Here is a 25,582-nt window from a genome sequence, read left to right on the forward strand (position 1 = left end):
CTATCATATCTCATTGTCTGATTGCCAAAGCCAATATTGTGGAAATCCGTGATGACAAGCTTATTAAAGATGATTCAAATTCTGTGCAAGATACGTTTTTAAAGGTCTTATTTGCTCAAAGGGAGCGAGAAGATATATCAAGGAGAACTAAAGCCGGACTTGCCAGGAGGGTAGCCATGGGGATGAAGCTTGGACGAAAACCTGGTGTTCAGAATTCCCATTATAAATTGACTGGAAAAGAGCGGTTAATAAAAAAGATGTTCGAATACGGTTATTCAAAAGCTGCCATCTGCAGAAGGCTACAATGCAATCCGGTTACTTTGGATAGGCACCTTATCAGAATGTGTTATTTTCTGCCATGCCGTTGAGTTGCATATCTTTGCGTAAAAAATGATTTACGCATACATTAGAGTATCAACAGACAAACAAACTGTTGAGAACCAACGCTTCGAAATCGAGAAGTTTGCCCGTGTCAGAGAATTAAATATTGATAAGTGGATATCGGAAACGGTATCCGGAACCAAGTCCGTTCAAAAGCGAAAATTGGGTCCACTTATTAAGAAACTGAAAAAAGGTGATACGCTTATAGCTTCTGAAATAAGTAGGCTTGGTCGCCGTTTAATGGAAGTTATGTCAATCCTCAATACACTTATGCAAAAGAAAATCACGGTTCTAACCGTAAAAGAAAAATATGAATTGGGCAATAACATTCAATCTCAAATACTTGCTTTCGCCTTCTCCCTATCTGCCCAGATAGAGAGAGACCTGATAAGCCAACGGACCAAAGAAGGCCTTGCCAGGCGTGTTGCCGAAGGACAGAAATTAGGGCGGCATAAGGGTGGAAAGAATTCGCATTACAAGCTTACAGGAAAGGAACCTCTCATTAGAACTATGCTCGAATATGGTTATTCGAAGGCTGCTATCTGTCGTAAGCTTAAATGCAATCCTAAAACATTGGATGACCATTTGCGGAGAATGTCATGTCCTACATAAAAATTAAGTCATACGTTACTTTTGCCACTGTTCTATTAATTCATAGTTATGGCAAAAGCAGAAATCTTATTCAAGGTCATCCGCAAATGGGAAGGCGGATGGAGTGACCACAAAAATGACAAAGGTGGCAAAACCAATATGGGGATAACCTTGTCTACGTGGAAATCATGTGGTTATGACAAGGATGGTGACGGAGACATTGATGCGGATGATTTACGCATGATTACTCCGGACGACGTTTTTCATGTTTTCAAGAAGTATTATTGGGACCGTTACCAAGCGGACTTCATACACAACCAGTCCATTGCGAACATCTGTGTGGATTGGGTGTGGGCCTCCGGACGTCCCGGTATCACAAGGGTACAACAACTACTGCAAATCAATGTAGACGGCATCGTAGGTCCTCAGACGGTTGCAAGTATCAATCTGGCCAACCAACGGCAGCTGTTCGAAGCTATCAAGACAGACAGAATCCGGTTTATTGAAGAAATCTGTAAAAGGGACCCGTCGCAGCTTGTATTCCGGAAAGGATGGCTGAACCGGGTCAATGATTTCAAGTTCTCTGTCCGTTGAATTCTTGTCCTTTTTTCCACTCTTTTCAGCCTTTAGTTTTGTGTCCGGAACTAAAGGCTTTTTTATGGCAATAACTGAAGAAAAGAGTTTAATGACCTCCGAGAAATTCAATCGAGGAGTTGAGAACTGGACGTGGAAAGTTAGGAATACCTCCGTAAATATTCTACAACGGACACACGCAACCGGTAGATTGCGTAGGGAACTACAATCCCGTTGGCTGAAAGACCGTGAAGGTGGACCGGCTTATGTCGGTCTGGGGTTCCGCTTTGCCCGGTATGGTGCGTACCGGGAGTATGGCGCCGGGCGTGGATATATCGTCAAGAACGGAATTATAATGAAGGGACATTCGGCATGGAGCGATAAGAAGAAACGTCAGGAACTGCGTTCTCTACGTGTTTCTGAATATCGCATCCGTCGCATGCGTACCGTTGACGAACACTATGCCGTTATCCGGCGAAGTCCCCTACCCTGGTTAGACCCTCCCATTGTGGATAACATCGAATCACTGGCTGATTTATCCGGAGAGTATTACGGTGACCAGGCACTCAAGAATGTGCTTCAGAAGTTTGATAAAATAACAATCGAAAAACGTTATGGCAAAAAATGACAAGACTGTCAAAAGAGGTGTCTACTTGTACATCGATGGCAAGGAAATTAAGAATGACATCAATTCCATTGATTTGGAGATGAAACGCCTACAGCGTGACATTAAGGAAATGACACGCGGCTCTGAGGAATACAACCGCACCATGGCGAAGATACAGCATCTTCAGGGGATTTTAAAACAGCATCGCCAGGAGATAAAAGGCATCACCGCCGAAACCAAGAAAGCGACTGTCAGTATTGGTAGTATGGTGGACTGGTTCAACCGTTTCGGTGGAGTTATCTTGTCCGTAATAGGTTTCCTGACCGGTTTTACCCTCGCCTTGCGCGCCATCAGAGACGAACGCAACAAGTTGGAGGAGTCCCAGGCCGGACTGAAAGCCTTGACCGGACTTGATGATGACAGCATTGCCTGGTTGACCGGGCAGGCCAAGACTCTTTCCACCACCATGACAAAAGAGGGCTTGCGTGTCCGCCAATCGGCAGCCGAGATCCTGGATGCGTTCATGCTGGTCGGTTCGGCCAAGCCGGAACTGCTTGGAGACAAGGAAGCGCTCAAGGCTGTTACGGAGGAAGCCATGCGGTTGCAGGCGGCAGCCAAAGACATCACCCTGAACGAAGCGGTTGATTCGCTTACTTTATCACTCAACCAATATGGGGCGGCAGCAGACCAGGCAGGACGGTTTACCAACGTATTGGCTGCCGGCTCCCAGGCAGGTTCCGCCAATATCGCAAGCCAGGCAAAGGCTATCCGGAATGCAGGTACCGCAGCGGCTTCGGCCAATGTTCCCATTGAACAGACGGTCGCATTGATCGAAACGCTTGCCTATCGGGGTATAAAGGATGAAGTGGCCGGAACGGGATTGAAGAAATTCTTTCTTGTTCTTCAGACCGGAGCGGACGAGACCAACCCTAAAATTGTCGGGTTGGATAAGGCACTGGAGAATCTGAAGAACAAGAACATGGACGCAGGCGCCATCAAGAAAATGTTCGGGGAGGAAGGCTACAATACCACATCCGTAATCCTTCAGAACACAGAGATGGTGAAAGACTTCACCGCTGCCGTCACCGGTACCAATGTGGCGTATGAGCAGGCGGCCATAAACAGTGATACTGCACAGGCCAAACTGGAGCAGGCACGTAATAAGATGAAGCTGGCAGCCATTGATTTGGGAGAGAAACTGAATCCGGCTCTGACGGTGAGTACGAATATGCTGACCAATGTGCTCAAGTATTTGCCGGGATTGATTGACTGGTGCAACAAATGGGGTGGTACCGTCCTATATGTGGCATCTTGTATCGCTGTTTACACATTACGGACGAAAGCTGCCACTATCGCTTCAAAGGCTTGGAACGCCATCACCAAGACGGCTACCGCATTACAGCTTGCCTACGGTATTGCTGTCAATACAGTTTCAGGTTATACCGTTACTTCTTTTACCCAGCTTCGCAGGTTGAGCACGCTTTTAGCTGGACATAATATACTACTAAAAACTGTCCGCGTATCCACCTACCTCTTTGCAGGAGCCATGCAAGTGCTGCAAGGCCGTGTGGACCTTGCTGCAAAATCCATGCGGGCTGCTTGGACGGTTATGAAGCTGAGTCCGGCAGGTGCTCTATCTACGGTTCTTCTTGCAGGTGGCGCAGCTTTTTTATACTTATACAAACGTGCCCACGAGTACGTTGATGTTCAAAAAGCCACAAATCGTCTCCAAAAAGAGGCTGCCAAATCCACCGCTGACCAGCGCAAAGAGTTGGATACCTTGTGGATGGTAGCGCAAAACAATCGTGTTGCTATGGATAAACGTAGAGAAGCCATGGAAAAAATCAACAAGATTGCTCCCGATTACTTGGGTGACATCACTTTGGAGACAATCAACACGCAAAAGGCGGCTGATGCCAAGGCCCGATATGTAGAACAGCTACAAAAAGAGGCGATGTTGAAAGGTGCATCATCCTATATTGAGTCCGAGAGCAAGAAACTAATCGAATACCAGGTAGAACTGGACAAGGCATTGGCTGGTCAAAAGAAAGCGCGTGAAAGTGCTACGTATGCCCAAACTGGATTCACCGCTTACGATGCAGCGGTAGAACAGCTAAAATTCAACATTGAACACACTAAGAAGGCTATCGAAAGCTATATGACCATTTACGAACAAATTAGCAAGGAGCTGGAAGTTTCCACCAAAACAAACAGTGGAACGGATGGAAATTCCGGTGGCAATGGTGGTGGTAACGGAGGCAAATGTCCGATATGTGGGAACAAACCTTGCACCTGCGATAAAAACAACACTACCAAAGACAAGTTCGTCCAAGCTGAAGCCGACTACTATCGGCGCATCGCTGACATCAAACGGAAGTACCTCGCTGACGATAAGATGACCCAGGAGGAATACAACAAGCAAATGCGGGATGCGGAGATGCAACTGCTCAACGATAAGCTGAAGGTCAAGGGGCTTGAGCCTTCAGAGATTCAACGTATCAATGACCAAATACTTGATGCGGAAATAAAGGCGCGTGATGAATTGCGCAGGCTTGATGAACAGTCTGCCAAGGATGAAGAGAAACGCCGTAAGGAGCAGGCAGAAGAGACGTTTTCCCGTTTGGACAAAGAGTACCAAATGCAGGTGGAAGCTGCCGCCATGTACCATTATGAAAACAAGACTTCCGAGGAGGAGTATTTCAATGAGCTGCGCAGACTGCAAGATGTATATTACCATAAGGTTCTCAATGACGCGGCAATCAGTGAGGAGAAGAAAAACCAGGTACGTGAACAGATGCGTAAACGTAATCTGAAGGATGCCCAAAAAGATGCTGAAGAAGAAAAACGGATTGAACGTGAGAGGTTTGACATACTGTCTGACCTGGCGAAAGGCTTCGGAGAGACCATGGCGCAATTCTTCACGGACTCCGAGGTGTCTCTCAAGGACTTCCTGAAGAATATTCTTACTATGTCGCTTGATGCGTTGGAACGTATGATGATTATGGCCGTTACCGAACGCACCATCAAGAATATAGGTTCACTCGGCTTCGTAGGTGTAGCTAAAGCTGCCGGAGAGATTGCTCTGATAACTGCCGCATTTGAGACAGCCAAAGGGCTTATCTCCAATTTCTACACCGGCGGCTTTACTCCGTCCGGTGACTGGGATCAGCCACAAGGCATCGTGCATTCCAACGAGTTCGTCGCCAACCGTTTCGCTGTCGCCAATCCGAATCTGCGACCGATATTCGACGCCATTGACGTGGCACAGCGTAGCGGTAATGTCGGTAATCTGACAGCTGAAGACATAGCGGCTGTGGCAGGTCCCGGAAAGAGTACACGTACCGTACCAGCCAAAGCACCCGCTGCCAGTGCCACAACGACGACCAATGACCCGGCTATGGTGGCGATGCTGATAGAATGTACCCGCGTATTGCGGAAGCTTAAAAACAGGCTGGATGCCCCTTTGGTAGCGGAAACTTATGTTACCGGCAAACGGGGTATCAACCAGGCACAAAAAGAATATCAGAAGTTGAACAACAATAAATCACGCAACAAGCAATGACAGAATTATACATTGACGGGCAGTTGGCCGCCCTTCCTGAAGGGTTCAACATCACGTTCACCTCCGAGAATCCGTATTTCACCCGCAGTTCCAATTATTCCTTGGACATAGAACTCCCCATGCCTGCCAATCATGCCATATTCAAGCACGTGAACAGACTGGATGTGACGAAAAAAAAGACTATCCTTCCGGCCACACTCATCATTGACGCCAGATGCCTGCTTTACGGCAGTGCGGTTTTACTCTCAGTAGAAGATGCACTGGTTAAGGTACAGCTCGTATCGGGTAATGCGGAATTTAATCTGCTGACGAATGATGATCTGTATATTGACGAACTTGATTTAGGTACAATCAGTTGGCCGAACAACAATCAGAACCGTTTCCAGCCACCTGCCAATATGGTGAACTACTACGGTTCGGTGGACGACATTGAAGCTGTATGGTTGCCGGTGTTCTATCAGGAAGCCAAATGGGAGAACCTTCAGAACGATGCAATCTATGAGTTCGGCACGAACAATTTTACCCTTTGCCCCTATTATGGCCGTCGATGTGTACAACCATACCTTTTGACAGTCATCAAGAGAATAGTGGGGCATTTTGGCTATAGGTTCGATACCTCCTTCTTTGATAACAATTTCTTGCGTAACGTTTATGTATGCAGCGCGGTAAGCAGCAACCGGGTGGCCGCCGCATTGCCGCACTGGACTGTTTCCGAATTCTTTGATGAACTGGAGAAATTCCTTTGTGCGGTTACGGTGGTCAACGAACGCACCAAAGTAGTGAGCCTCGTAGGGCTTAACGATTATTTTACAGAATCCGGAAAGGAGATAATTCCTGCATCCTCCCTGCTACGGGAGTTCACTGTGGATATTGAAGATGAAAAGAATGAGAAAGACTTGAGCACTGGCAATGTGGGCTACAATCTGCCTTCCCATACGGATGACGGCTATCTGCGAATTGAAAGGGACATCATAGAGGCTGCATACAAACAAGAATATGATTCTTACGATGCAATGCTGGCCGCATACAACGGAATGGGTGACGGTGACAAGAAAAGTACAATCTTTATTGTTGGTAAACGGTATTATATCAACTACAATGAAAATGATAAGAATACGCTGCGTGAAGTCAATTTGTATGCGGATTTAATCCGTGACCCGGAATCGTCCGATGTAGAGACCTCACTCGGAATCGTCCCGGCTAAAATTATTCAGTTCAATGTCGGTGTGTATGGCTCTGTAGCTGATTACGATTTGTCCCGTCCGTACACCTCCATGGTATTGAACATACCCGCGGTGGGCTACCAGGCTACTGTTGCCAAGCAGGAGCGCTTCAATGTCCAGGAAGCCATAAACGGTGACGTGGAGCTGAAGGAGAAGCAGGAAAAAAACGGGCACATGGAAGTGGCTGTCAATACCGGTAAGTTCAACCGGCAGAACGTAACTTACAGCGGTCAGACACATGCCTATGATTATGCCTATCCTTTTACGGACTACCAGCAGAAGACCGGAGCACAGCTCACGGACTTCCTTCCGTATTCCCTAAGCTTGAACGATGTTTGTCCGGACAGTGTCGGACATCGGTTGTCGACACTCAGTCTGTTTCACTCCAATATCCCTTACACAATCCAGTTCCAAGCCAATAAGCTGCCAGATGTGAATAAGGTGTTTCTTATAGGCAACAAGCAGTATTTGTGCGAGAAGATTGAGACGGAAATAGATGTTGATGGATTAAGCAAGGTACTGAAGGGGACTTTTTACCGAATAGAATAAAAAAAGCTCTTTTTATTTGCATAAAGTAGAATTTTTACTACCTTTGCATCATTGAAACAACTAAGATATGGTTAAATCAAGAGAATTTCATAGTCAGATACTGAAACGTGGAAAGAAAAGAGGATGGCACTGGATAAAAGGTGAAGGAGACGGGAGCCATCGGATTTATGAAGACAAGAACGGTATCAGATACCCGGTGCCCTACCACGGCGCCAAAGAAATGGGTGAAGGACTAAGAAAGAAAATTATCAGGGATATGGAGCTTGAATAAGCTCCCCCTTTTCTCTATATGTTTGAAAGGAGGATTTTATTATGGGAAAACTTAAAGTGACAATTGAAAAAGGACCGGACTTGTTCGGTGCGTGGGCTGACAATGTTCCTGGTATCTATGGAGAGGGTGAAACTGTGCAGGAAACAAAAGAGAATCTTCTTGCCTCCATTGAACTGTATAAAAAACATAATTCTACAGTCCCTAAAGAATTACAAGGAGAAATATCCGTAGAATGGACTTTTGATGTACAGTCGTTCCTCCAGTATTATAGCGGCATTTTTACAAAGGCTGCATTGGAGCGTATAACAGGGGTCAACCAGAAACTTTTGGGACATTACGCATCCGGTCTGAAAAAACCGCGTAAAGCTCAGGTTGAAAAAATAGAAAGCGCATTGCATGGCTTTCTGAACGACATAAGCCAGGTGCACTTGGCATGATGTAAATTCCGATAATGGATTGAAAGATACTTCTCGGTCAATCGCGAGACCGTAAGGTTTTTAATGACAATTAGGAGGGCTTCCACGGGTTGGAAGCCTTTTTTGGTCTCTCTTTGTTGGATATGTGAAATAGAATTAACACCTTTGCAGTGCCCAATATAAACCAAACGTTTCAATTCCTTATGCCGTGCAACCCGTACTCAATCGGGTTCCGGGTGGTTCCGGTGGGCGCGCGGCATAAGGAATTGATTTTTTAGATATGAATTCATTGGAAGATTTCATTCTGACATATATATCAGAACAAACCATTATTCATCCTAAGGATATTAAAGACAAATTTCAAAAAAAAGGTTATAATATGGAACGTATAACGCAAGCCATAACGGACATAGATTCAGAAGGATTAATTTCTACTGCACAAGGAAAAACTGAATCTATTTGTTTGACCCGCGAAGGCAAGAAAGCTGTAAAAATGGGGTTTGCCAAATATTTGGAGATGAAGGAAAAAGAAAACGAGCTGGATAGCAGGATAAAGAAAACGACATTGTGGGGAAACTATATCAATATTGCCAGCGCTGTTTGGGGAGCGGTGGGTTTTATATTAGGAGTCCTAACAAAAGACCAATTAGCAAACTTATGGGAGTGGTTATCTGCAATGTTCTGATTAAACTGCATTTCCGTTGTAAACGAAACAGCTGTTCTTCCATCTCTATGGAGTAATCCTCTAATTCAGAGCATTTATTGGCTGCATATTGTGAAAGCTCTATGGCTTGCTGTATATCTTTATCGGTATATTTCATGATAACTTTCTTTTTTGCAAAAATACTATAAATAATTGAATATGAAACGAGTTTTATTTTTAATCTGTGTTCTGTCCTTAGTGGCAAACACTGTTTTAGCACAAGAACGTCCGGAAATGAGACGTGAAAATCGTAGAAACACAGAAACAACCGAGAGGCAAATACCTCCAGGACATCCGGAGAGAGTCGATGGGCAGAATCCAAATGCTGAAAAACAGCCAATGACTTTTATGCAGTCGTTAAAATTGAGAACAGATGTAGGGAATCCACAATTTGAAGCTGGACACATGATGCTTAAATCTTCCCGATTCAAAACAGCGTCCTTAGCATGTGCGGCCGTCAGTGGAGGAATCTGGTTCTTTAATAACAGCGAAGACTATGAAGTGGCTGTTGCTGGAACCAGTGTCATTTTTGGAGCGGCTGCTGTCATTCTGTATGCTTCGAGTTTGCGTTATGAATGGTTGGCTGGTAAATACTTGAAAATGTCAGCATCACCAGGTGGGTTGTCTGCCAGTATAACTTTTTAATGTGACATTAAAAGCGGAGAAACAAAAAATCTCCGCTTTTCTTTTGCCATTTCAAAATAAACCCGCATATTTGTGACGCGAAATAATCAAACATGTTAGTCATGTACGCAGAGCGCGGTTAATGCTCATGACATAATGGGCTTTTTTTATGCCCATACATAGACCATTTTACTGACGTCAGTAAAATGATACATACGAAATTGGCGGCTGCCTTTCCCATCAATTTGTTTTGCTCTACGGAGTGACAACTGTTTGATTGTTTCGCGACACGGGAAATGGCAGCCGTTTTTCTGCCTATAGCGAAACAATCAAACAGTATGAAAAAACAAAATCAAAGCGCCCACGGACGCTATGTATCCGCAGAGAAGGTTCAAGAACTGTTTGCCCAGTTGGGTATTGAATTGTGCGCCGGACGTAAACGTATCCGTGCAGCACGTAGTGACAAATCCATTTCCATCTATGTCAATGGTGGGACAGTCGACATCACCTTTAATGAGAAAGGAGGCAAAGCATGATGTTCTTTGTTTACCATCTGCAGACCTATTCCCCCAAGAACCGGGCATGGAAAAAGGTTATTGATTATGTAGAGAAGTATAAAAACGTTCTTATCAAGGATGAACTTTCCCTGGATGCACTCAAGCATGAAATAGGCGATGTGGTTAACCGCATCAATGCCGAACACCCCAAGATGAAACGTATGAAATGTACTGCTACTCCTTTGGGACGTGACTGTACTATACGCATCGAGGCACATGTCATAAGTGGTGGATGCCCGGACACGGTATTCTTTCTCGATATTTGCAAGGTACATTCCGTTTATCAATTCAGTGAAAAGGCGAATATGCTGGAGCAGGAAGGAGGTGAGGCATGAATGATGAATTCTTTATCACCAAGACTGTGGATACAGGTAGTGGAGGAACCAATTCGGTGAGATATCAATTGTATGCACGCAACTGTGATGGTGAGATTAATGATATAGGCTATGAGGAACTGGTGCGATTTAACAAGTTCCTTACTAATTATTTAAAAAAGGAGGAGGGCAGTGATTATGAACAATCATAGGAAAATAGGTTTTCGGGCATACAATGATAATGCTCAGAATTCAGAGGAAGATAAACAGAAGAAAAAACAAGCCGAACGGCAAAAAGCCATAGCCGATTTTATCGGCCATAACTATTCGCCTATCGGTACCACTTCGCAGAAGTGCTATAAAACCACAGTCGAACTGGTGTACGAGTTGTCGAATATCGTCGATGTCGCTCCGATGGAGCTGACCAAGCAGCTGACTGATGCCAGATACCATGTGGAGTACCTGGCAGGACAGCCGTATTGGGTGCTGTATGAGAAGCCATAAACACATTAACCGGACATTTTTTTTATTTTTGAAGTCCTTGCTCGTGAGAGTAGGGGCTTTTTTTAAAATATACCATCGTAATTCTTTATCAGGCTATTCGCTTCCTGAATATCGTGCGGTGTATATATGTCCGTCATGAGGATGCTGCTATGTCGTGCCTGGTCACGTACGCTCAATACGTCATAATGCCGGAGCATGTTGGTTATTCCGGTATCCTTCAATGAATAGAACTTGTACTTTGCCGACAGCTTCAGGTCTTTCCGTACATGCCGTGCCCACCAGTCACGGAACATCTTTTCGGTCCGTTCCCTTTTTCCCGGCTTCAGTCCGTCCGAGAACAGGTAGTAGTCTCCCGGGTAGTCGAATATTTTCAGGTCGAGCATGAGATGGATGACCTTTGTCGGCAGCGTGATGGTACCGTCCTTCCGATTCTTGGATATGGTGTCCTCGACAAAGATGGTCTGTCTGGCCAGACTGATGTTTTTCAGTTTGAGGCGTGTCATTTCTGCCGGGCGTATGAAGCAGTAATACAGGATATAGCTCGCCAGCAGCATGTACGGGTTCTTCTCGAGCAGATAGCCATGTATCTTCTGCAGCTTGTCCTCCTCGATGACACACCTTATCTTCTTCTTTCCGCGCCGTCCAAGGCTGCTGATGCCTTCGGTCGGGTTCTTGGTGATGTAGTTGTGGCTCAGACAGAAGGTGGAGAAGGATTTCAGGAATCCCAGGTAATTGTCACGGGTAAAGGCGGTATTGTCCCTTGTGATGTAGACCTCGTCCAGAAGCAGGACACAGAAATCCTTGTCGAACTGGTAGATATAGGTGATGGGCACTTTCTTCTCCTCGTTGAACGTTTCCATATTCCGGAGGTAGGAGGAATACGACTTGATTGTTTCCTGACGGTAGCGTCCGTCGCGCAGCATCTTTGCAAGAAATGTGCGGTACCGGTCTATGACTTCGCTGAAGAGCATGTATGCGGAGCCGGATTCCTGCTCTATCCAAGGGTTCCAGCCGACAGCCAGCTTTTCCGATATGCGGTTCATGAAGTCCTTGGCATACTTCCGCCTTTCCTTGATTGAATCAATGTAGTTGAGCTTGAATTTCTTGCGCTTCATGGCTCCGGTGGCCGGACAGAAAGCATAGAAGTCAATGTACCAGTCTTTGCCGGTGTGCAGCACCGGAGGTGTGTAACTTTTAACTTGCTGACAATTAGACATTTTTTTTATTTGTTTTCGCCCGGAAGCAAAAACAAATACGTTAATATTTCTCGTCCCGATTTCGTCCCGGCTGTTTGCCTTAAAAACGAAATAAGTCACTGTTGAACAGTGACTTATCGCATAATTGGTCGGAATGAGGCGACTCGAACGCCCGACCCCTACGTCCCGAACGTAGTGCGCTACCAACTGCGCTACATTCCGATTGCTTTTGAAAAGTGGTGCCACCAGGAATCGAACCGGGGACACAAGGATTTTCAGTCCTTTGCTCTACCAACTGAGCTATGGCACCTTTTTCGTTTGCGGGTGCAAAGATAAAGAGTTTTTTTTATACTGCAAGACTTTTTGAGGAAAAAATATCTAAAAAGGTGCCTCATACTCTATGGAACGAGGCACCTTACTTTTGAGAATCACTTGCTATCGAAGAAATTAGTCGATATTCGGATTGATGCTGTGCCAGTCTTTGATGGCAGGCAGTACACCCATTTCTATCACCTCGTCACGAAGTTTGCAGAGGTGGGCATAGCTTTCTTTCAGCTTGGTTTCTTCTTCGGGTGTGCCGTTCAGCTCCTTGTAGTGTACACCGTCTTTGGTAATTTCAGTTTCCATTGCCATCATGATGTGGTCGAAGCCGTGGCTGTGTACATATGTACCGGCAGGCCAGCGGAACGGTTTGCCCCCCATCGCTGCGGCTATCATTTCGATGGAGACGTATGCCGGGCTCTGGAAGGAAGAACGTCCACGGAGGGCGATGATGTTGGCACCGCCTTTGGTTACCTTAGTCTGGATTTCAGCCCATTGTTCTTTGGTCAAGGCAGGGGTACCGATGATGTCGAGCAACGGTTTACCGTCCACTTTGGCGGTAGAGGCGTATACGGCCATCTGCTCACCATGACCGCCGTAGGTACGGCAATTCTCGATTTTGTCGGGAGCAATGCCGAAGTGCTTGGAAAGCTCGCTGCGCAGGCGGGTACTGTCGAGGGCAGCCAGTGTGGTCACTTGTGAAGGTTTCAGGCCGGAATACAATAGGGTAATCAGACCGGTGATGTCGGCAGGATTGAAAATAACAACCACGTGCTTTACATCGGGGCAGTAGGCTTTTACATTCTTACCGAATTCTTCGGCAATAGCGGCATTCCCCTTCAATAAGTCTTCACGCGTCATGCCTGCTTTGCGGGCGGCACCACCTGATGATACTACATACTTAGCGCCGGTCAGCGCTTCCTTGATGTCGGAGGTAAATGTGATGTTCATTCCTTCGAATCCGCAGTGGAACAGCTCTTCGGCCACACCTTCCAGTCCGGGAGCATAAGGGTCGTACAGACATAGGTTCGGAGTGAGATGCATCATGATTGCTGTCTGCGCCATGTTTGAACCAATCATGCCGGCTGCGCCGACGATTGTCAATTTGTCATTTGTCAGAAATTCCATAATCTTTTTTTATTTAAAAGTGAGTAATATCTTTTCTTGCTGATTGTCACGATACAAAGATAACCCTTTTTGAAGAGAGTTGTTCATAGAAAAAAGTTATCTTTTAGAGCAAAAAGTTATTTATTCTTTCCTAACTGCTGTATTGTACCTAAATTACTTATCTTTGTTGGGAAAATGAAGATAAGTAAGAAACTATGAGCATTGAGTTAGGAAAGTACAATACGCTGGAAGTGGTGAAAGAGGTAGACTTCGGCATGTATCTGGACGGTGGCGAAGAAGGTGAAATTCTGCTCCCGTCGCGTTATGTTCCCCAAGACTGTAAAGTGGGAGACGAACTGAACGTTTTTATATACCTTGATAATGAAGAACGCCTGGTTGCCACTACCTTGACACCGCTGGTGCAGGTCGGACAGTTTGCCTGCTTGGAGGTGGCGTGGATTAACCAGTATGGCGCTTTCCTCAACTGGGGATTGATGAAGGATCTTTTTGTCCCTTTCCGCGAGCAAAAGATGAAGATGCAGGTGGGAAAGAAGTATGTGGTTCATGCCCATCTGGACGATGAGAGCTATCGCATCGTGGCATCGGCCAAGGTAGAACGTTATCTTTCCAAAGAGAAGGCTGCTTATGAGCCGGGGCAGGAGGTGGATATCCTGATTTGGCAGAAGACGGACCTGGGATTCAAGACAATCATAAACAATGAATATGGCGGCTTGCTGTACGAGAACGAGATATTTCAGCCACTGCACACGGGCATGACGATGAAGGCATACGTGAAGCAGGTGCGTGAAGACGGCAAGATAGACCTGCTGCTGCAAAAACCGGGGCAGGCTAAAGTAGAAGATTTCTCAGCTACGCTGCTGGACTATATCCGTAAGCAGGGTGGACGGACAACCTTGAATGACAAGAGTCCGGCAGAAGAAATCTATGTAACTTTCGGTGTTAGCAAGAAAACCTTCAAGAAAGCTGTGGGCGACTTGTACAAGAAACATTTGGTTGTATTGGAGGAAGATGAAATCAAGATTAGGAATTAGTTCCTGTCATTAGGAATTTCCCTACTCGTAAATAGAGATAATCATTAGGGAGGGGAATTTCCTCTCCCTATTTTTGTCGTACAATAAAAAAAGAAAAGTTATGATACGTCATTTAATACTGAGTGTTTATCTGCTTCTGGCAATGTTGCCCGCAATGAAAGCGGTGTCCATAGATGGAATCCGTATAGAAAGTCCACACCGTAAAATTGTGGTATTGGTTGACGGGCAGCAGATTTGCCTGCCTACTTTCAGTTGTTTTGTTGCCAATCTGCATGGTAGTTACCAGGTGGAGGTTTATGAAGCACCATCCCATGGGGAGAATCCCCGAAGAGGAAAACTGTTGTATGATGAACGTGTGCATTGCTCCATCAATGAAGTGAAAGATATTCTCATTCCGAAAGACAAAAGAGTCAGTGGAAACCGGGGTACTTCCAATCATCACAAACCCGGCAGGCCAGGTGACAGACCGATAGAAGGACAGTATGAACGGGTAATGTCTCCTTCTGCCTTCGAACAGTTCATGGGGCTGATGGAAAAACAGAACTTCGATTCAGACCGCAAGGAAGTACTAGACCATGCCTTGCTGACCTCTTGGTTCACTACTGACCAGTGTATCCGTCTGATGGATTTTTATCGTTTCGATAGTGAGAAGAAGCAGTTGATGAAGAAGATTTATCCTAAAATAGCCGATAAACCGAATTTCTATTATGCGATAGAAAAGCTGACCTTCTCGTCGGACAAGAACGAGATAAATGCTTTCATTAAACAATATCATGAGAAGAATAACTAAAAAAGGAGGGATTATGAAACGGATTATATTTATATTTCTTGCCGCTATGATGAGTACAGCTGTTTGCAGTGCGGCAATGAGCAACAGCAAAGTGCGTAAAGAGACCCGCTTTCTTACGGACAAGATGGCTTATGAATTGAACCTGAATACAGAACAGTATAATGACGTGTACGAAATAAACTATGATTTCATTTCCGGTATACGCTATTTGATGGATGACGTACTTCGGGGGGAGGAATGGGCTTTGAATCGCTATTACGATTATCTGGATGTGCGCAATGACGACCTTCGATGGGTGCTGAATAACCGACAGTACGGCCGTTTTATGCAGGCCGCCTATTTTTACCGTCCGGTTTATGTAAGTGGTGGGCGTTGGTCTTTTAGGGTTTACATCACTTACACCAATCATAATCATTTCTATTTCCCGCGGCCGTATCATTACCGTACATATTGCGGTGGGCATTGTCGTACGCACTATCACAACAGCTATTATCGCGGGCGTTACCATCATCCGCACTATACCGGTTCGTGGAGTATTCGGAATGAAAAGTCGTATCACACCAGCCGCCGTTCAGATTTCGGTTCGGTGAACATCCGCCCTAATTCGCATAAGCGTCCGGCAGGCAGGGATGATGTATATACCACGCGACGTAGCAACGGTAGTAATAATCGCATTAGCACAGGTACACGTAACAGCAGTACGCGACGTAGTAGTGTGGATAGTGGCAGAAAGTCGAGTAAAGAGAAAATAGAAACCACAAGAACTAAAAATAATGATAAGAGCCCCAGCCGTAGCAGGGTAAAGACGGCAAGCAAGGAAAGAAGAAATGCTTCCGGCATACGGAGTTCCGAAAGCCGTCGCAGCAGCTCTTCAAGCACTACCCGCAGTTCTACCGGCAGTAGCTCTTCCCGCTCTTCGGAAAGGAGATAGAAGAACAAAAAACTCCCCTCTTGTCAGCCTGGAGGCAGGGAGAGGGGAGAATCAAACACAACAACTAAAATTATACTTCTTTTTTTATTCAATCGGTTCTCCCTTATAGAAATCCAGAATCTTGGTACGGAACAGATAGTCATACTTGGCTTGCAATTCGTCTGATTGGGATTTCATAAGGTTCTGTTTTGCTTCATTGTATTCTACGGCATTTGCTTTTCCGTTCTCATACTTTTCGCTCATCAGCTTGAAAGACTCTTCGCTGGCAACGGTGGCTGTATGGCTACTGGTATATTTGCTTTCGGCAGCAGCGGCGTTGTACCATGCCTGCTGGATTTCCTTGTAAAGCGTCTTTTTGGCATTATCCAGTTGCAAGGCATAGTTCTCGCGTTGCAGGCGTGCCGTGCGTACCCGGTTACGGGTAGAGAGACGGTTGAAAATAGGTACGCTGAGGTTGAATCCTACATATTTGTTGAAGTTATCGTTCATCTGCTGGCTGAAAGTACGGTCGATGGTAGAATAGTAATTCGTACCGAGACTACCGTTCAGGTTCAGTTGTGGGTAGTAGTTGCTCTGGGCGATGCGGATGCTGTGCTTGCTACCCTCCAAACGGAACTGTGCAGCCTGGATGGAGGCTTTACTTACCATAGCTGTTTGGAATATTTCATCCGGAGGAGTGAGAGGAACCAGATTCAGATTGACTGCCGGAGATTCCAGATTGAACCCTTCCAGTGTTTCCAGTTCGATAAGCTGGCTAAGGTCGAGCAGGGCCAACTTATAGTTGTTGTTTGTCTGCACTACATTCATCTCGTCTTGTGCCACACGTGCTTTGGCTTCTGCCAGTTCTGCCGGAGAGGCTTTTCCCAAGTCGGCAAGCCGGCTGATGCGGACATATTGCTCTTTGCTCAATTGCACTTGTCCCAACGCCACCTGGTGGAGCTCTTCATTGAACAGCACCTGAAGGTAGGCCGAAGCTATATTGATGGCAATGTCTTCCTTGGCTTTGTCCAGGTCGGCAATGGCAGCTTTGAGGTTTAGTTTGGCCAATGCATACTGGTGGGGAATTTCCAGACCGGTAAAGATAGGTATGCTGGTATTGACAGACATATTAGTGCCGTGGCTGCTGGTGTTGACGTATACAGTGGAATAGTCTCCCGTATCCTCATTTTTGATGGCTGTTTGCGTACGTCCCCAGTTCCAGCTCTGGCCGGCACTGGCATTCAGGTTCGGCAGTCGTGCCCATTTGGCTGTATTTACTTCGACAGCACTCTGTTCGGCAGCGTTGGCTGTCTGGCGGATACTGATGTTATGCTCGATGGCATAGTCTATGCATTGGCGTAAAGACCATCGTTCCTGCGCCTGCACTGAGATACTGCCGAATATTGCGAGGTATAAGAATATCTTTTTATTCATATCGTATATCTTTTTAAGCTATTCCGTTTGTTAATCCTTTTTCTCTGCACTGCGAATCTTGTCTTGGGCAGTGATGCCGCTTTTGATGGCAATTTTTATGCCGTCACTCATGCCGACCTGGATGGGGCGGCGTTCGAACTTCTGTACCGGTACGCTGTCTGTCATTACGTATACAAAGGTGCTGTCACCATTGAATTCAACGGTACTTTCCGGTACGGCAAGTATTTTCCGGGCACGGTCCAATACGATTTCTGCGTTGGCAGAATAGCCGGAACGTATCTGTACGCTGTCCGGTGCGGCAATGGCAGCTTTGATTTCAAACTGGTTGGCACCGTTTTCTTCCACACCCTTCGGAGATATGTATTCCAGTGTGGCATCGAACGAAAGATTCTGCAGGGCGCCGATTGTCAGTTTCACCGGCATGCCTTCGTGTACACGACCCACTTCCGTTTCGTCAATATTACCGCGGAAAATCAAATCGTTCATGTTGGCAACGGTAGCGATGGTGGTTCCGTCATTGAAAGTGTTACTCATGATAACCGAGTTACCTACTTTGATGGGCACATCCAGAATCAGACCGGTGATGGTAGAACGAATCAATGTGCTGCTGAAAGAGGCGCTGTTCTTGGTGATGCCTTCCTTTACAATTTCCAGGTTATCTTTTGCTGTCTGCAGTTCCTCGCGTGCCTGCTTCACGCTTACTTCCCCTTTTTCGTACTCTTCAGCGCTGATAAGCTTGTCGTTGTACAGTTTCTGGGTACGTGCAAAATCTGTCTCTGCTTGGGTTGCGTTGATTTCTGCCAATCGTACACGGCTTTCGGCAGAGTTCAATTGTCCTAATTCGGGTATTACCTTTACTTTGGCAAGTACTTCCCCTTGCTTTACGCTTTGTCCTGCTTCCTTGTATACTTCGGCAATGATACCGGAAATCTGTGGCTTGATAAGGACTTCATCTCTCGGTTCCACTTTGCCGGTGGCTACGGTAGTCTTTTCAAGGTCTGTCACTTCCGGAACTATTGTTTCGTATACTGTTACTTTAGGTTGGGACTTCTGGTACAGAAATACGAATGTCCAAATGAATAAGGCAGCAATTACTACCAATAATGCGATTTTCAGAAACTTCTTTGTTTTCATCTTATATTTACGATTTAATTATTTACGATTGATATAGCCATTATTTCATGGCTTACGGTTAGTGGTCTCTCTATAGTTTATTCATCCCTGATTGCTTCAATTGGCTTGATTGCCATGGCACGGTAAGCAGGTGCCAGTCCCGCAAGCACTCCCAATGCGATGAGGAGGATGCAGGTTCCGATAGCCAGTCCGAATGAAACCTGATAGTGGGTTTTGATGACTCCAGGGGCATTGGCTGCTTTTTCCAATATTTGCAGCACAAATACTGCAAAAGAAATACCTGCCATGCCTGCTATGGTTGTCAGTACCATGCTTTCCGAAAGAATTTGTTGCAGGATGTCTTTAGGACGGGCACCGATGGCACGCCGTATGCCTATTTCCGTAGTACGTTCCTTGACGGTTACCATCATGATATTCGATACGCCGATGGCTCCGGCGAACAATGTGCCCAGACCTACCATCCAAATAAGAAAGCGTACTCCGGTCATTAGGTTGTCCATCATGGAGAACATGGCTTCCGCATTCAGGAACATGACGGCTTGTTTGTCATCGGGAGCAATGTAATGTGCTGCTTTTACGAGGCGCTCTACTTCGGGTTGCACGTCTTTTACTCTTATTCCCGGTTTCATGATGAAACATATCAAATCCAGTTTCTTTCCGAGGTTGTAGGTCTGCTGCATGGTGGAGAAAGGCAATACAATGGCCTCGGAGGCTTGTCCTTGTATGTTGACATTACCTTCGGATGAACACATTCCGATAATCTGGTAATAGATGCCGTTCACCCGAACATATTTGCCGCAGGGGTCTTCTCCCGGTTTAAAGAGACTTTCGTATACACGTTTGCCGATAACACATACTTTACGTGACTCTTTGATGTCGACGTCGTTGATAAAACGGCCGTAAGCCATTTCCTGATGTTCTATCTGCTCATACTCCGGGTACAGCCCCTTTACGCTACATTCATATTTATTTTCTCCATAGACAGCGGTCTGTCCCCAAAGGGCAAATGAAGGTGTGGCGAGTGCGATGCCGTCCACACTGCGTACGCGGTCTACATCTTCCATCTCCAAATCCCACCAGCGTCCCTTGCGGAATCCCTTGTAGGCTTCGCTTGTCTTTTGTGTGGCGATAAAGCCCGAATTTGTAGCAAATCCTTCGAACTGGGATTTCAGTTCTTCCTGCATGCCTTGTCCGCCACCGATGAGCGCCACCAGCATAAAGATGCCCCAGAATACACCGAATGCCGTCAGCAGGCTTCTTGTCTTGTTTCTTGTTATTGTGATGAGGATTTCCTCACACGTATCTATGTCTATTCTCATAATCTTTAATCTGTTCTAAGTGCTTCGATAGGACTGATGCTCACGGCTTTCTTTGCCGGGAAGAATCCGGCAAGTGTACCCGCTATGATGAGGGTCAGTGTGGCTTGGACGGCAATGCCGAGGTCTACGGTGGGGTCGGAAAACATGGTCTGCTGGAACATGCCGGCATCCATCGTCTGGCTACCGAAAGCAGAGTTCATCCATTCCGTTACTCCGATTCCTGCTACCATTCCGATATAGCCGAAGAGTGTAGTGATGGTCACACTTTCCACAATAATCAGCCAAAGGATGGAGAAGGGCTTTGCTCCCAATGCCTTGCGGATACCGAATTCACGGGTACGTTCTTTAACGGTAATCAGCATGATATTCGATACACCGACAATGCCGCTCAACAATGTAAAAATGCCGATTACCCAGATGGCGGTGCGTAGAATGCCCATTGCGTTTTGGGTTTGCAGATAGTTGGTGAAACGGTTCCATATCCAGATGGCGCTGTCGTCGGTGGGGTCGAAGCGATGGTTGGTGGCAATGGCTTTACGGTATTCTTTTTCGAAGGCCTCATTGCTTTCCATGCTACTCAGGTTCTTGGTCGTAAAGATGATGTTATTCAGCTTGTCTCCTTTATTATAGATGGTTTGCAAGGTGGAGAAGGGGATATACGCTTCGTTTGCCTCGCGGTCTCCCTGGTCATTGTAGAGGCCTACTACTTGATAGGCCACTCCACTGGCATTGACAAATTGTCCGATGGGTTCAGTATGCGTTTTTCCGAAAAGGATATCTGCAGATTTCTTATGGAGGATGATGACTTTACGTCGGTCTTTCAGGTCGTTGTAGTTGATGAAACGTCCGTCCGCTGTTTTCACGGTTTCCACTTCGGTGTAGTTGGGATATACGCCCAGCAGAGAGATATTGATATATTCTTGTCCGAAGCTGACGTTTACATTGCTTTGGCGCACTGTAGCACCGGCACTAATGACATTTTCAGTGAATTGCTTCTCCGTGTCATCCATGTCCCGGTTATCCAGTTGGACGCGGCGTCCTTCTTTCAGACCGTCGTATGACTTGGTGGTCCAGCCGGGGAAGATGCGGATAGAGTTCAAGGCACGCTCCGACGCATTTTGCTCGAAGGCATGTATGATACCGTTTCCGGCTCCGAGCAGCACGATGAGCATGAAGATTCCCCATGCCACGGCAAAGCCCGTCAGGAATGTACGCAGTTTGTTGCGTTTGATGGTTCCGTATATTTCTTGCCAAAGGTCTATCATTGATAATTAAAAATTAAGAATTAAAAATTAAAGGGGGAGGGGGCTCTTCCTTTATTATTTCATGAATCCGTCTTTTCCGAACGGGCTTGCATCGTGGTTCAGATTCGTCTCGATGCTACCTATGATACCGTCTTTGATATGGATAATCTTGTCCGTCTGGTTGGCAACACCGCTTTCATGGGTCACGACTACGATGGTCATGCCCGTATCGTGCAGTTCCTTTAGAATCTGCATCACCTCTACGGAAGTCTTGCTGTCGAGCGCGCCGGTAGGTTCATCGGCAAGGATAATCTGCGGTTGGGTAATGAGGGCACGGGCGATGGCTACACGTTGTTTCTGTCCACCGGACATCTCATTCGGCATGTGGTGTGCCCACTCTTTCAGCCCCAGGCGGTCCAGATATTCCAGTGCCAGCGCATTACGTTTGCGGCGGCTCACTCCTTGATAAAAGAGAGGAAGCGCCACATTCTCCACTGCATTCTTGAAGGAAATGAGATTGAAGGACTGGAAGATGAAACCAATCATACGGTTGCGGTACTCGGCTGCCTTCGTTTCGCTGAGGTTCTTGATGAGGGTACCGTTCAGATAATATTCCCCCGTGTCGTAACTATCCAGAATACCCAGTATATTGAGTAAAGTGGACTTTCCTGAACCCGATGAGCCCATGATGGAAACAAATTCGCCTTTCTGAATGTCGAGGTTGATGCCTTTGAGCACATGTAGCGGTGCTCCGTTGTTGTAGGTCTTGTTAATGTCTTTTAGTTGTATCACTGTTTTCCCTGTTTATTGCTTTACTCTTATTAATTTTCACTGTTAGACGAAGCAATGCTACGAAAAGTTGCAAAAGTTGCAAACTTTTTTAAAAAAAGATTTTGCAGTGTCGTTTTTCTTTGTGACTTTTGTAACCATGAATGTGATTAACTAACCCTTTAAACAAACGTAATATCATGAATTCAAACATGGAAAAGCCCTATGTAGTGGGCATTGACATAGGCGGAACAAACACCGTCTTTGGTATTGTAGACGCACGCGGAACTATTATTGCAAGCAGTTCCATCAAAACCGGAGCTTATGAAGACGCTAATGATTACGTAGACGAGGTTTGCAAGAACTTGTTGCCGCTCATTATTGCCAACGGTGGTGTAGACAAGATAAAAGGTATAGGTATAGGTGCTCCTAACGGAAACTATTACAGCGGTACCATTGAATTTGCCCCGAACCTTCCCTGGAAGGGTGTAATTCCTTTGGCTGCCATGTTTGAGGAACGCTTGGGTATTCCCACAGCTTTGACAAACGATGCCAACGCCGCCGGTGTCGGTGAAATGACTTACGGTGCGGCTCGTGGTATGAAAGATTTTATCATGATAACTCTTGGTACCGGTGTAGGTAGTGGTATTGTTATTAACGGTCAGATGGTATATGGTCATGACGGTTTTGCCGGAGAGTTGGGACATACCATCATCCGTCGTGAAAACGGTCGTCTCTGCGGATGCGGACGTCACGGTTGTCTGGAAACTTACTGCTCGGCTACGGGTGTGGCACGTTCTGCCCGCGAGTTCCTGACCAAGAGTACCGAACCGAGTTTGTTACGCGACATTCCGGCAGAAAGCATTACTTCCAAGGATGTGTATGATGCTGCGGTGAAGGGTGACAAGATTGCTCAAGACATCTTTGAGTTTACCGGAACCATTTTGGGTGAGGCTTTGGCTGACTTCATCGCTTTCTCCAGTCCGGAAGCTATCGTATTGTTCGGCGGTCTGGCAAAAGCGGGAGACTATATCTTCAAGCCTATCCAGAAAGCTATTGATGATAATGTGCTGAATATCTACAAAGGCAAGACCAAATTGCTGGCTTCCGAGTTGAAGGACTCTGATGCTGCTGTGCTGGGTGCCAGTGCATTGGGCTGGGAGTTGAGAGATATTAAGTAATCAATATCAGGGAAACTGATAAAGGAGGGGATGTGTTAAAACTCCCCTTTTATCGAAATCACCCTCGCTACACCTATCTGTAGCGAGGGTGATTTTTAGTTTATGAGAGTTTCGACACACCTTTTTTGGGGGGATGGTACATATTCCTCAGCAATAAAGTTCTGTACAAGTTGCTTTCACACTTCCCCCATTCTCTGTATCCCTTTATTCATCGGGGTTGCGGATGCTGTGGACGCAACTTTTTCTTCTACCTTAAATTTACGCTGGATAATATGTTAATATATTGTAGTACAATAAATTAATAGGATGTGGAACAATTTATCAATATCGTGTAAACAAGCTATTAGTTTCCTGCAAACACGGTATTAACTTCGTAAAAGCCCGTGCGATAATAGGTGGAAGCCAGGCTTTTGGTATGGATAAGATAGGTATTCAGTATGGAAAAGCTATGCATATGACAGTTGTTTAACGGCCGTGAGGTGCTGATAAACTAACATATCAGCAAGAAGAAAGGCTTATGTGAAAGGAAAGGAGCGCAGGTTTACAATGTTTTGAATGAGGTAGTAGCAGTAGAGTATTGCATGGTGTGTATGCATACTGTGTATATTGCTAAAAAAGGGAAACCGACGCTGTCAGCTTCCCTTTTTTATTTCGAAATAGGAGTTCGGTATTAACCGTTAACTCTTTTTTCTTTGATTCTTGCTTTCTTACCGGTAAGAGCGCGCAGGTAGTACAGTTTAGCGCGACGAACTTTACCCACTTTGTTCACTTCGATGCTGTCGATAGCCGGTGATTCAATCGGGAAAATACGTTCTACGCCTACGGTTCCTGACATTTTACGTACTGTAAAACGCTTCTTGTCTCCGTGTCCGGCAATTTTGATAACAACACCACGGTACAGCTGTACACGTTCCTTGTTACCCTCGACAATACGATATGCTACTGTTACAGTGTCACCTGCCTTGAAGCTCGGGTGCTGTTTTCCGGTAGCAAATGCTTCTTCTGCAATTTTAATTAAATCCATTGTTTTTATTATTAAATTGTTTCATCGTTACAACGCAACATACCAGGCTTCTCTCTTGGTGTCCTGACAGCGATTGCGCGAAAGCGGTGCAAAGGAACGAATTATTTGCCAGATACACAAGTGCTTCAAACTTTTTTTTACCAGTTGGGCATGGCTTTTTCATTTTTATTTGAACTTTTATCTACACGACTCCCTGCAAGAAAACACGTTGAGCCTGAATCTGCATAAACATGCATCGTATCGCATATCTATTTGCAAGATGCTGCATCTATAAATGTAGCACACCGGAAATATAGATGGAAAAAAGTGTATAAAGTTTCACCGGAAAAGCCGATGGATAGGGCGATATGCAGAAAAGGTAAAAGAGGCGAAGGGTGATAACTCCTTCTAACTCCCGATAACTCCTTTTTAAATGAACTTCCAAATTCAAGCCATCGGTCTGATGTCCGGTATGCGAAAAGTTACAGCTATCCCGATGACATGAAACAGATATTGGGCACCGGTGCGCAAACAATGAGTGCCTTGGAGTTTGACCGCGACGGTGAGATAGCCCAACAAGGAAATATTGCGCATCATCACCGCCCATCCCTTGCCCGATGGCAACGCCAAGTTGCTGATTACCGGCGGAGGTGCATTCAACAAGTTCCTCATAGAACGCATCAATGCCTTGTGCCCGTGTGAAATAGTGATTCCCGACTTACAAATCATAGAGTATAGGGAAGCCCTAATCTTTGCTTTCCTGGGTGCGCTCTATATGGCGGACAGAACCGGATGCCTCGACTACCAAGCGGTGTCCTATGAATATGCCCACTGCTTCAACAGCCGCTGCCACTCGCCGCCCCCTGTCTACATACTTCTGGAATCTATGATACCCATGCTGGGACTTTCCTGTTTACCGATTGATTTCCTTGCCAACTTATGAAGAACATCCGACAATTCCTCCCACACTTCTTCCGGTTTCTACTTGCGAAAATAATAATAAACTGTTTGCCGGGGGCAAAATCAGTCGGAAGCATACGCCATTGACATCCGCTCTTGATGAGATGAAAAATAGCGTTTATGATTTCTCTGAGAGAAGTTTTTCTGCTTTTTTCTTGTGATTTTACGATATTATTGATAACTTGCCATTGTTTTTCAGTTAGGTTAGTTGAATAATCGCTCATAACTTTTTTGATTAGGAATCTTAAAACTACGAGTTTTCTTAATTAACTAACTGACTAATAGGGT

General features: G+C 45.7%; 26 protein-coding genes, 2 tRNA genes and 1 pseudogene. 18 read left to right on the top strand and 11 right to left on the bottom strand.

All coding sequences use genetic code 11. The features are described 5' to 3' along the window. From M1B78_RS05635 to M1B78_RS05695, 13 genes and pseudogenes are all read left to right on the top strand, one after another. Window positions 1-368 (top strand): annotated as a pseudogene (locus tag M1B78_RS05635) (invertase); the annotation flags it as partial. 22 nt (window positions 369-390) lie between these two features. Then, the gene (locus M1B78_RS05640) at window positions 391-993 is read left to right on the top strand and encodes a master DNA invertase Mpi family serine-type recombinase (RefSeq protein WP_257940131.1); all 603 of its coding nucleotides are present in this window, start codon (window positions 391-393) and stop codon (window positions 991-993) included. A gap of 48 nt (window positions 994-1,041) precedes the next feature. Beyond that, on the top strand, window positions 1,042-1,566 hold the full coding sequence (locus tag M1B78_RS05645; protein ID WP_005829027.1) for a glycoside hydrolase family 108 protein: 525 nt from the start codon (window positions 1,042-1,044) through the stop codon (window positions 1,564-1,566). Between the two features lie 64 nt (window positions 1,567-1,630). Beyond that, a complete protein-coding gene (locus M1B78_RS05650; RefSeq protein ID WP_005829029.1) occupies window positions 1,631-2,173 on the top strand; it encodes a hypothetical protein in 543 nt (180 codons plus the stop codon). Further along, a complete protein-coding gene (locus M1B78_RS05655; protein ID WP_257940132.1) occupies window positions 2,160-5,714 on the top strand; it encodes a phage tail tape measure protein in 3,555 nt (1,184 codons plus the stop codon). The genes M1B78_RS05650 and M1B78_RS05655 overlap by 14 nt, the downstream gene beginning before the upstream one ends. Further along, window positions 5,711-7,486 (top strand): hypothetical protein, encoded by a 1,776-nt coding sequence (locus M1B78_RS05660; RefSeq protein WP_257940133.1) that lies wholly within the window; start codon window positions 5,711-5,713, stop codon window positions 7,484-7,486. The genes M1B78_RS05655 and M1B78_RS05660 overlap by 4 nt, the downstream gene beginning before the upstream one ends. Before the next feature lie 67 nt (window positions 7,487-7,553). Then, on the top strand, window positions 7,554-7,757 hold the full coding sequence (locus M1B78_RS05665) for a type II toxin-antitoxin system HicA family toxin (protein ID WP_057253971.1): 204 nt from the start codon (window positions 7,554-7,556) through the stop codon (window positions 7,755-7,757). A gap of 41 nt (window positions 7,758-7,798) precedes the next feature. Then, window positions 7,799-8,194, top strand: coding sequence for a type II toxin-antitoxin system HicB family antitoxin (locus M1B78_RS05670; RefSeq protein WP_057253973.1), 396 nt, complete (start codon window positions 7,799-7,801; stop codon window positions 8,192-8,194). Window positions 8,195-8,453: 259 nt separating this feature from the next. Next, entirely contained in the window at window positions 8,454-8,858 is a 405-nt protein-coding gene (locus tag M1B78_RS05675; protein ID WP_257931744.1) for a hypothetical protein, read from the top strand. Between the two features lie 177 nt (window positions 8,859-9,035). Further along, window positions 9,036-9,521 carry a hypothetical protein gene (locus tag M1B78_RS05680; RefSeq protein WP_035449760.1) on the top strand — a complete coding sequence of 162 codons (486 nt, stop codon included), beginning with the start codon at window positions 9,036-9,038 and terminating at the stop codon, window positions 9,519-9,521. 317 nt (window positions 9,522-9,838) lie between these two features. Beyond that, the gene (locus M1B78_RS05685) at window positions 9,839-10,036 is read left to right on the top strand and encodes a hypothetical protein (RefSeq protein WP_257940134.1); all 198 of its coding nucleotides are present in this window, start codon (window positions 9,839-9,841) and stop codon (window positions 10,034-10,036) included. Then, complete coding sequence (locus M1B78_RS05690; protein WP_257940135.1) at window positions 10,033-10,392, top strand: peroxisomal biogenesis factor 3; 360 nt, start codon at window positions 10,033-10,035, stop codon at window positions 10,390-10,392. The genes M1B78_RS05685 and M1B78_RS05690 overlap by 4 nt, the downstream gene beginning before the upstream one ends. 177 nt (window positions 10,393-10,569) lie before the next feature. Continuing rightward, window positions 10,570-10,875: a hypothetical protein gene (locus M1B78_RS05695; RefSeq protein WP_257940136.1), complete on the top strand. Its 306-nt coding sequence runs from the start codon at window positions 10,570-10,572 to the stop codon at window positions 10,873-10,875. 62 nt (window positions 10,876-10,937) lie between these two features. Here the strand turns inward: M1B78_RS05695 and M1B78_RS05700 are convergent, their stop codons facing one another. From M1B78_RS05700 to M1B78_RS05715, 4 genes are all read right to left on the bottom strand, one after another. Further along, window positions 10,938-12,092 carry a tyrosine-type recombinase/integrase gene (locus tag M1B78_RS05700; protein WP_035449745.1) on the bottom strand — a complete coding sequence of 385 codons (1,155 nt, stop codon included), beginning with the start codon at window positions 12,090-12,092 and terminating at the stop codon, window positions 10,938-10,940. 125 nt (window positions 12,093-12,217) lie between these two features. After that, window positions 12,218-12,293, bottom strand: a tRNA-Pro gene (locus M1B78_RS05705). Window positions 12,294-12,308: 15 nt separating this feature from the next. Further along, a tRNA-Phe gene (locus tag M1B78_RS05710) sits at window positions 12,309-12,381 on the bottom strand. A gap of 137 nt (window positions 12,382-12,518) precedes the next feature. Continuing rightward, window positions 12,519-13,520 (bottom strand): malate dehydrogenase, encoded by a 1,002-nt coding sequence (locus M1B78_RS05715; protein WP_136009657.1) that lies wholly within the window; start codon window positions 13,518-13,520, stop codon window positions 12,519-12,521. A gap of 194 nt (window positions 13,521-13,714) precedes the next feature. Here M1B78_RS05715 and M1B78_RS05720 point away from each other — a divergent pair, with 194 nt between their 5' ends. The 3 genes from M1B78_RS05720 to M1B78_RS05730 all read left to right on the top strand — a co-directional run bounded on the left by M1B78_RS05720 (window position 13,715) and on the right by M1B78_RS05730 (window position 16,272). Further along, on the top strand, window positions 13,715-14,551 hold the full coding sequence (locus M1B78_RS05720; RefSeq protein WP_257930973.1) for a CvfB family protein: 837 nt from the start codon (window positions 13,715-13,717) through the stop codon (window positions 14,549-14,551). 100 nt (window positions 14,552-14,651) lie between these two features. Further along, window positions 14,652-15,341, top strand: a complete 690-nt coding sequence (locus M1B78_RS05725) for a DUF4476 domain-containing protein (RefSeq protein ID WP_257940137.1) — start codon at window positions 14,652-14,654, stop codon at window positions 15,339-15,341. 13 nt (window positions 15,342-15,354) lie between these two features. After that, window positions 15,355-16,272: a hypothetical protein gene (locus M1B78_RS05730; protein ID WP_257940138.1), complete on the top strand. Its 918-nt coding sequence runs from the start codon at window positions 15,355-15,357 to the stop codon at window positions 16,270-16,272. Window positions 16,273-16,356: 84 nt separating this feature from the next. Here M1B78_RS05730 and M1B78_RS05735 read toward each other — a convergent pair whose 3' ends face one another. The 5 genes from M1B78_RS05735 to M1B78_RS05755 form a co-directional block, all read right to left on the bottom strand. Then, window positions 16,357-17,685 carry a TolC family protein gene (locus tag M1B78_RS05735; protein ID WP_257940139.1) on the bottom strand — a complete coding sequence of 443 codons (1,329 nt, stop codon included), beginning with the start codon at window positions 17,683-17,685 and terminating at the stop codon, window positions 16,357-16,359. 30 nt (window positions 17,686-17,715) lie between these two features. Continuing rightward, entirely contained in the window at window positions 17,716-18,819 is a 1,104-nt protein-coding gene (locus M1B78_RS05740; protein ID WP_257940140.1) for an efflux RND transporter periplasmic adaptor subunit, read from the bottom strand. A gap of 77 nt (window positions 18,820-18,896) precedes the next feature. Continuing rightward, window positions 18,897-20,138 (bottom strand): ABC transporter permease, encoded by a 1,242-nt coding sequence (locus M1B78_RS05745; protein WP_136009663.1) that lies wholly within the window; start codon window positions 20,136-20,138, stop codon window positions 18,897-18,899. 5 nt (window positions 20,139-20,143) lie between these two features. Beyond that, window positions 20,144-21,403 carry an ABC transporter permease gene (locus M1B78_RS05750; RefSeq protein WP_257940141.1) on the bottom strand — a complete coding sequence of 420 codons (1,260 nt, stop codon included), beginning with the start codon at window positions 21,401-21,403 and terminating at the stop codon, window positions 20,144-20,146. Window positions 21,404-21,457: 54 nt separating this feature from the next. Next, window positions 21,458-22,174: an ABC transporter ATP-binding protein gene (locus M1B78_RS05755; protein ID WP_005825069.1), complete on the bottom strand. Its 717-nt coding sequence runs from the start codon at window positions 22,172-22,174 to the stop codon at window positions 21,458-21,460. 176 nt (window positions 22,175-22,350) lie between these two features. Here M1B78_RS05755 and M1B78_RS05760 point away from each other — a divergent pair, with 176 nt between their 5' ends. After that, window positions 22,351-23,331 carry an ROK family protein gene (locus M1B78_RS05760; protein WP_136009665.1) on the top strand — a complete coding sequence of 327 codons (981 nt, stop codon included), beginning with the start codon at window positions 22,351-22,353 and terminating at the stop codon, window positions 23,329-23,331. Window positions 23,332-24,001: 670 nt separating this feature from the next. Here the strand turns inward: M1B78_RS05760 and rplS are convergent. Next, complete coding sequence (gene rplS, locus M1B78_RS05765; protein ID WP_009122351.1) at window positions 24,002-24,355, bottom strand: 50S ribosomal protein L19; 354 nt, start codon at window positions 24,353-24,355, stop codon at window positions 24,002-24,004. 565 nt (window positions 24,356-24,920) lie between these two features. On the opposite strand from rplS, the gene M1B78_RS05770 reads away from it, so the two are divergent. Then, window positions 24,921-25,277: a hypothetical protein gene (locus M1B78_RS05770; protein WP_246866896.1), complete on the top strand. Its 357-nt coding sequence runs from the start codon at window positions 24,921-24,923 to the stop codon at window positions 25,275-25,277. Here M1B78_RS05770 and M1B78_RS05775 read toward each other — a convergent pair. Next, the gene (locus M1B78_RS05775; protein WP_257940142.1) at window positions 25,219-25,518 is read right to left on the bottom strand and encodes a transposase; all 300 of its coding nucleotides are present in this window, start codon (window positions 25,516-25,518) and stop codon (window positions 25,219-25,221) included. The two genes, M1B78_RS05770 and M1B78_RS05775, sit on opposite strands and share 59 nt — an antisense overlap. Between the last annotated feature and the right edge of the window lie 64 nt (window positions 25,519-25,582).

The sequence above is a fragment of the Bacteroides muris (ex Fokt et al. 2023) genome (assembly GCF_024704895.1).
Taxonomy (GTDB): domain Bacteria; phylum Bacteroidota; class Bacteroidia; order Bacteroidales; family Bacteroidaceae; genus Bacteroides; species Bacteroides muris.

Coding starts and splice junctions, on each gene's coding strand:
- M1B78_RS05645 (WP_005829027.1), top strand. CDS start 1,042: ATGGCAAAAGCAGAAATCTTATTCAAGGTCATCCGCAAATGGGAAGGC.
- M1B78_RS05740 (WP_257940140.1), bottom strand. CDS start 18,819: ATGAAAACAAAGAAGTTTCTGAAAATCGCATTATTGGTAGTAATTGCT.
- M1B78_RS05670 (WP_057253973.1), top strand. CDS start 7,799: ATGGGAAAACTTAAAGTGACAATTGAAAAAGGACCGGACTTGTTCGGT.
- M1B78_RS05650 (WP_005829029.1), top strand. CDS start 1,631: ATGGCAATAACTGAAGAAAAGAGTTTAATGACCTCCGAGAAATTCAAT.
- M1B78_RS05690 (WP_257940135.1), top strand. CDS start 10,033: ATGATGTTCTTTGTTTACCATCTGCAGACCTATTCCCCCAAGAACCGG.
- M1B78_RS05730 (WP_257940138.1), top strand. CDS start 15,355: ATGAAACGGATTATATTTATATTTCTTGCCGCTATGATGAGTACAGCT.
- M1B78_RS05775 (WP_257940142.1), bottom strand. CDS start 25,518: ATGAGCGATTATTCAACTAACCTAACTGAAAAACAATGGCAAGTTATC.
- M1B78_RS05680 (WP_035449760.1), top strand. CDS start 9,036: ATGAAACGAGTTTTATTTTTAATCTGTGTTCTGTCCTTAGTGGCAAAC.
- rplS (WP_009122351.1), bottom strand. CDS start 24,355: ATGGATTTAATTAAAATTGCAGAAGAAGCATTTGCTACCGGAAAACAG.
- M1B78_RS05655 (WP_257940132.1), top strand. CDS start 2,160: ATGGCAAAAAATGACAAGACTGTCAAAAGAGGTGTCTACTTGTACATC.
- M1B78_RS05685 (WP_257940134.1), top strand. CDS start 9,839: ATGAAAAAACAAAATCAAAGCGCCCACGGACGCTATGTATCCGCAGAG.
- M1B78_RS05665 (WP_057253971.1), top strand. CDS start 7,554: ATGGTTAAATCAAGAGAATTTCATAGTCAGATACTGAAACGTGGAAAG.
- M1B78_RS05725 (WP_257940137.1), top strand. CDS start 14,652: ATGATACGTCATTTAATACTGAGTGTTTATCTGCTTCTGGCAATGTTG.
- M1B78_RS05760 (WP_136009665.1), top strand. CDS start 22,351: ATGAATTCAAACATGGAAAAGCCCTATGTAGTGGGCATTGACATAGGC.
- M1B78_RS05750 (WP_257940141.1), bottom strand. CDS start 21,403: ATGATAGACCTTTGGCAAGAAATATACGGAACCATCAAACGCAACAAA.
- M1B78_RS05715 (WP_136009657.1), bottom strand. CDS start 13,520: ATGGAATTTCTGACAAATGACAAATTGACAATCGTCGGCGCAGCCGGC.
- M1B78_RS05700 (WP_035449745.1), bottom strand. CDS start 12,092: ATGTCTAATTGTCAGCAAGTTAAAAGTTACACACCTCCGGTGCTGCAC.
- M1B78_RS05745 (WP_136009663.1), bottom strand. CDS start 20,138: ATGAGAATAGACATAGATACGTGTGAGGAAATCCTCATCACAATAACA.
- M1B78_RS05675 (WP_257931744.1), top strand. CDS start 8,454: ATGAATTCATTGGAAGATTTCATTCTGACATATATATCAGAACAAACC.
- M1B78_RS05640 (WP_257940131.1), top strand. CDS start 391: ATGATTTACGCATACATTAGAGTATCAACAGACAAACAAACTGTTGAG.
- M1B78_RS05720 (WP_257930973.1), top strand. CDS start 13,715: ATGAGCATTGAGTTAGGAAAGTACAATACGCTGGAAGTGGTGAAAGAG.
- M1B78_RS05735 (WP_257940139.1), bottom strand. CDS start 17,685: ATGAATAAAAAGATATTCTTATACCTCGCAATATTCGGCAGTATCTCA.
- M1B78_RS05695 (WP_257940136.1), top strand. CDS start 10,570: ATGAACAATCATAGGAAAATAGGTTTTCGGGCATACAATGATAATGCT.
- M1B78_RS05660 (WP_257940133.1), top strand. CDS start 5,711: ATGACAGAATTATACATTGACGGGCAGTTGGCCGCCCTTCCTGAAGGG.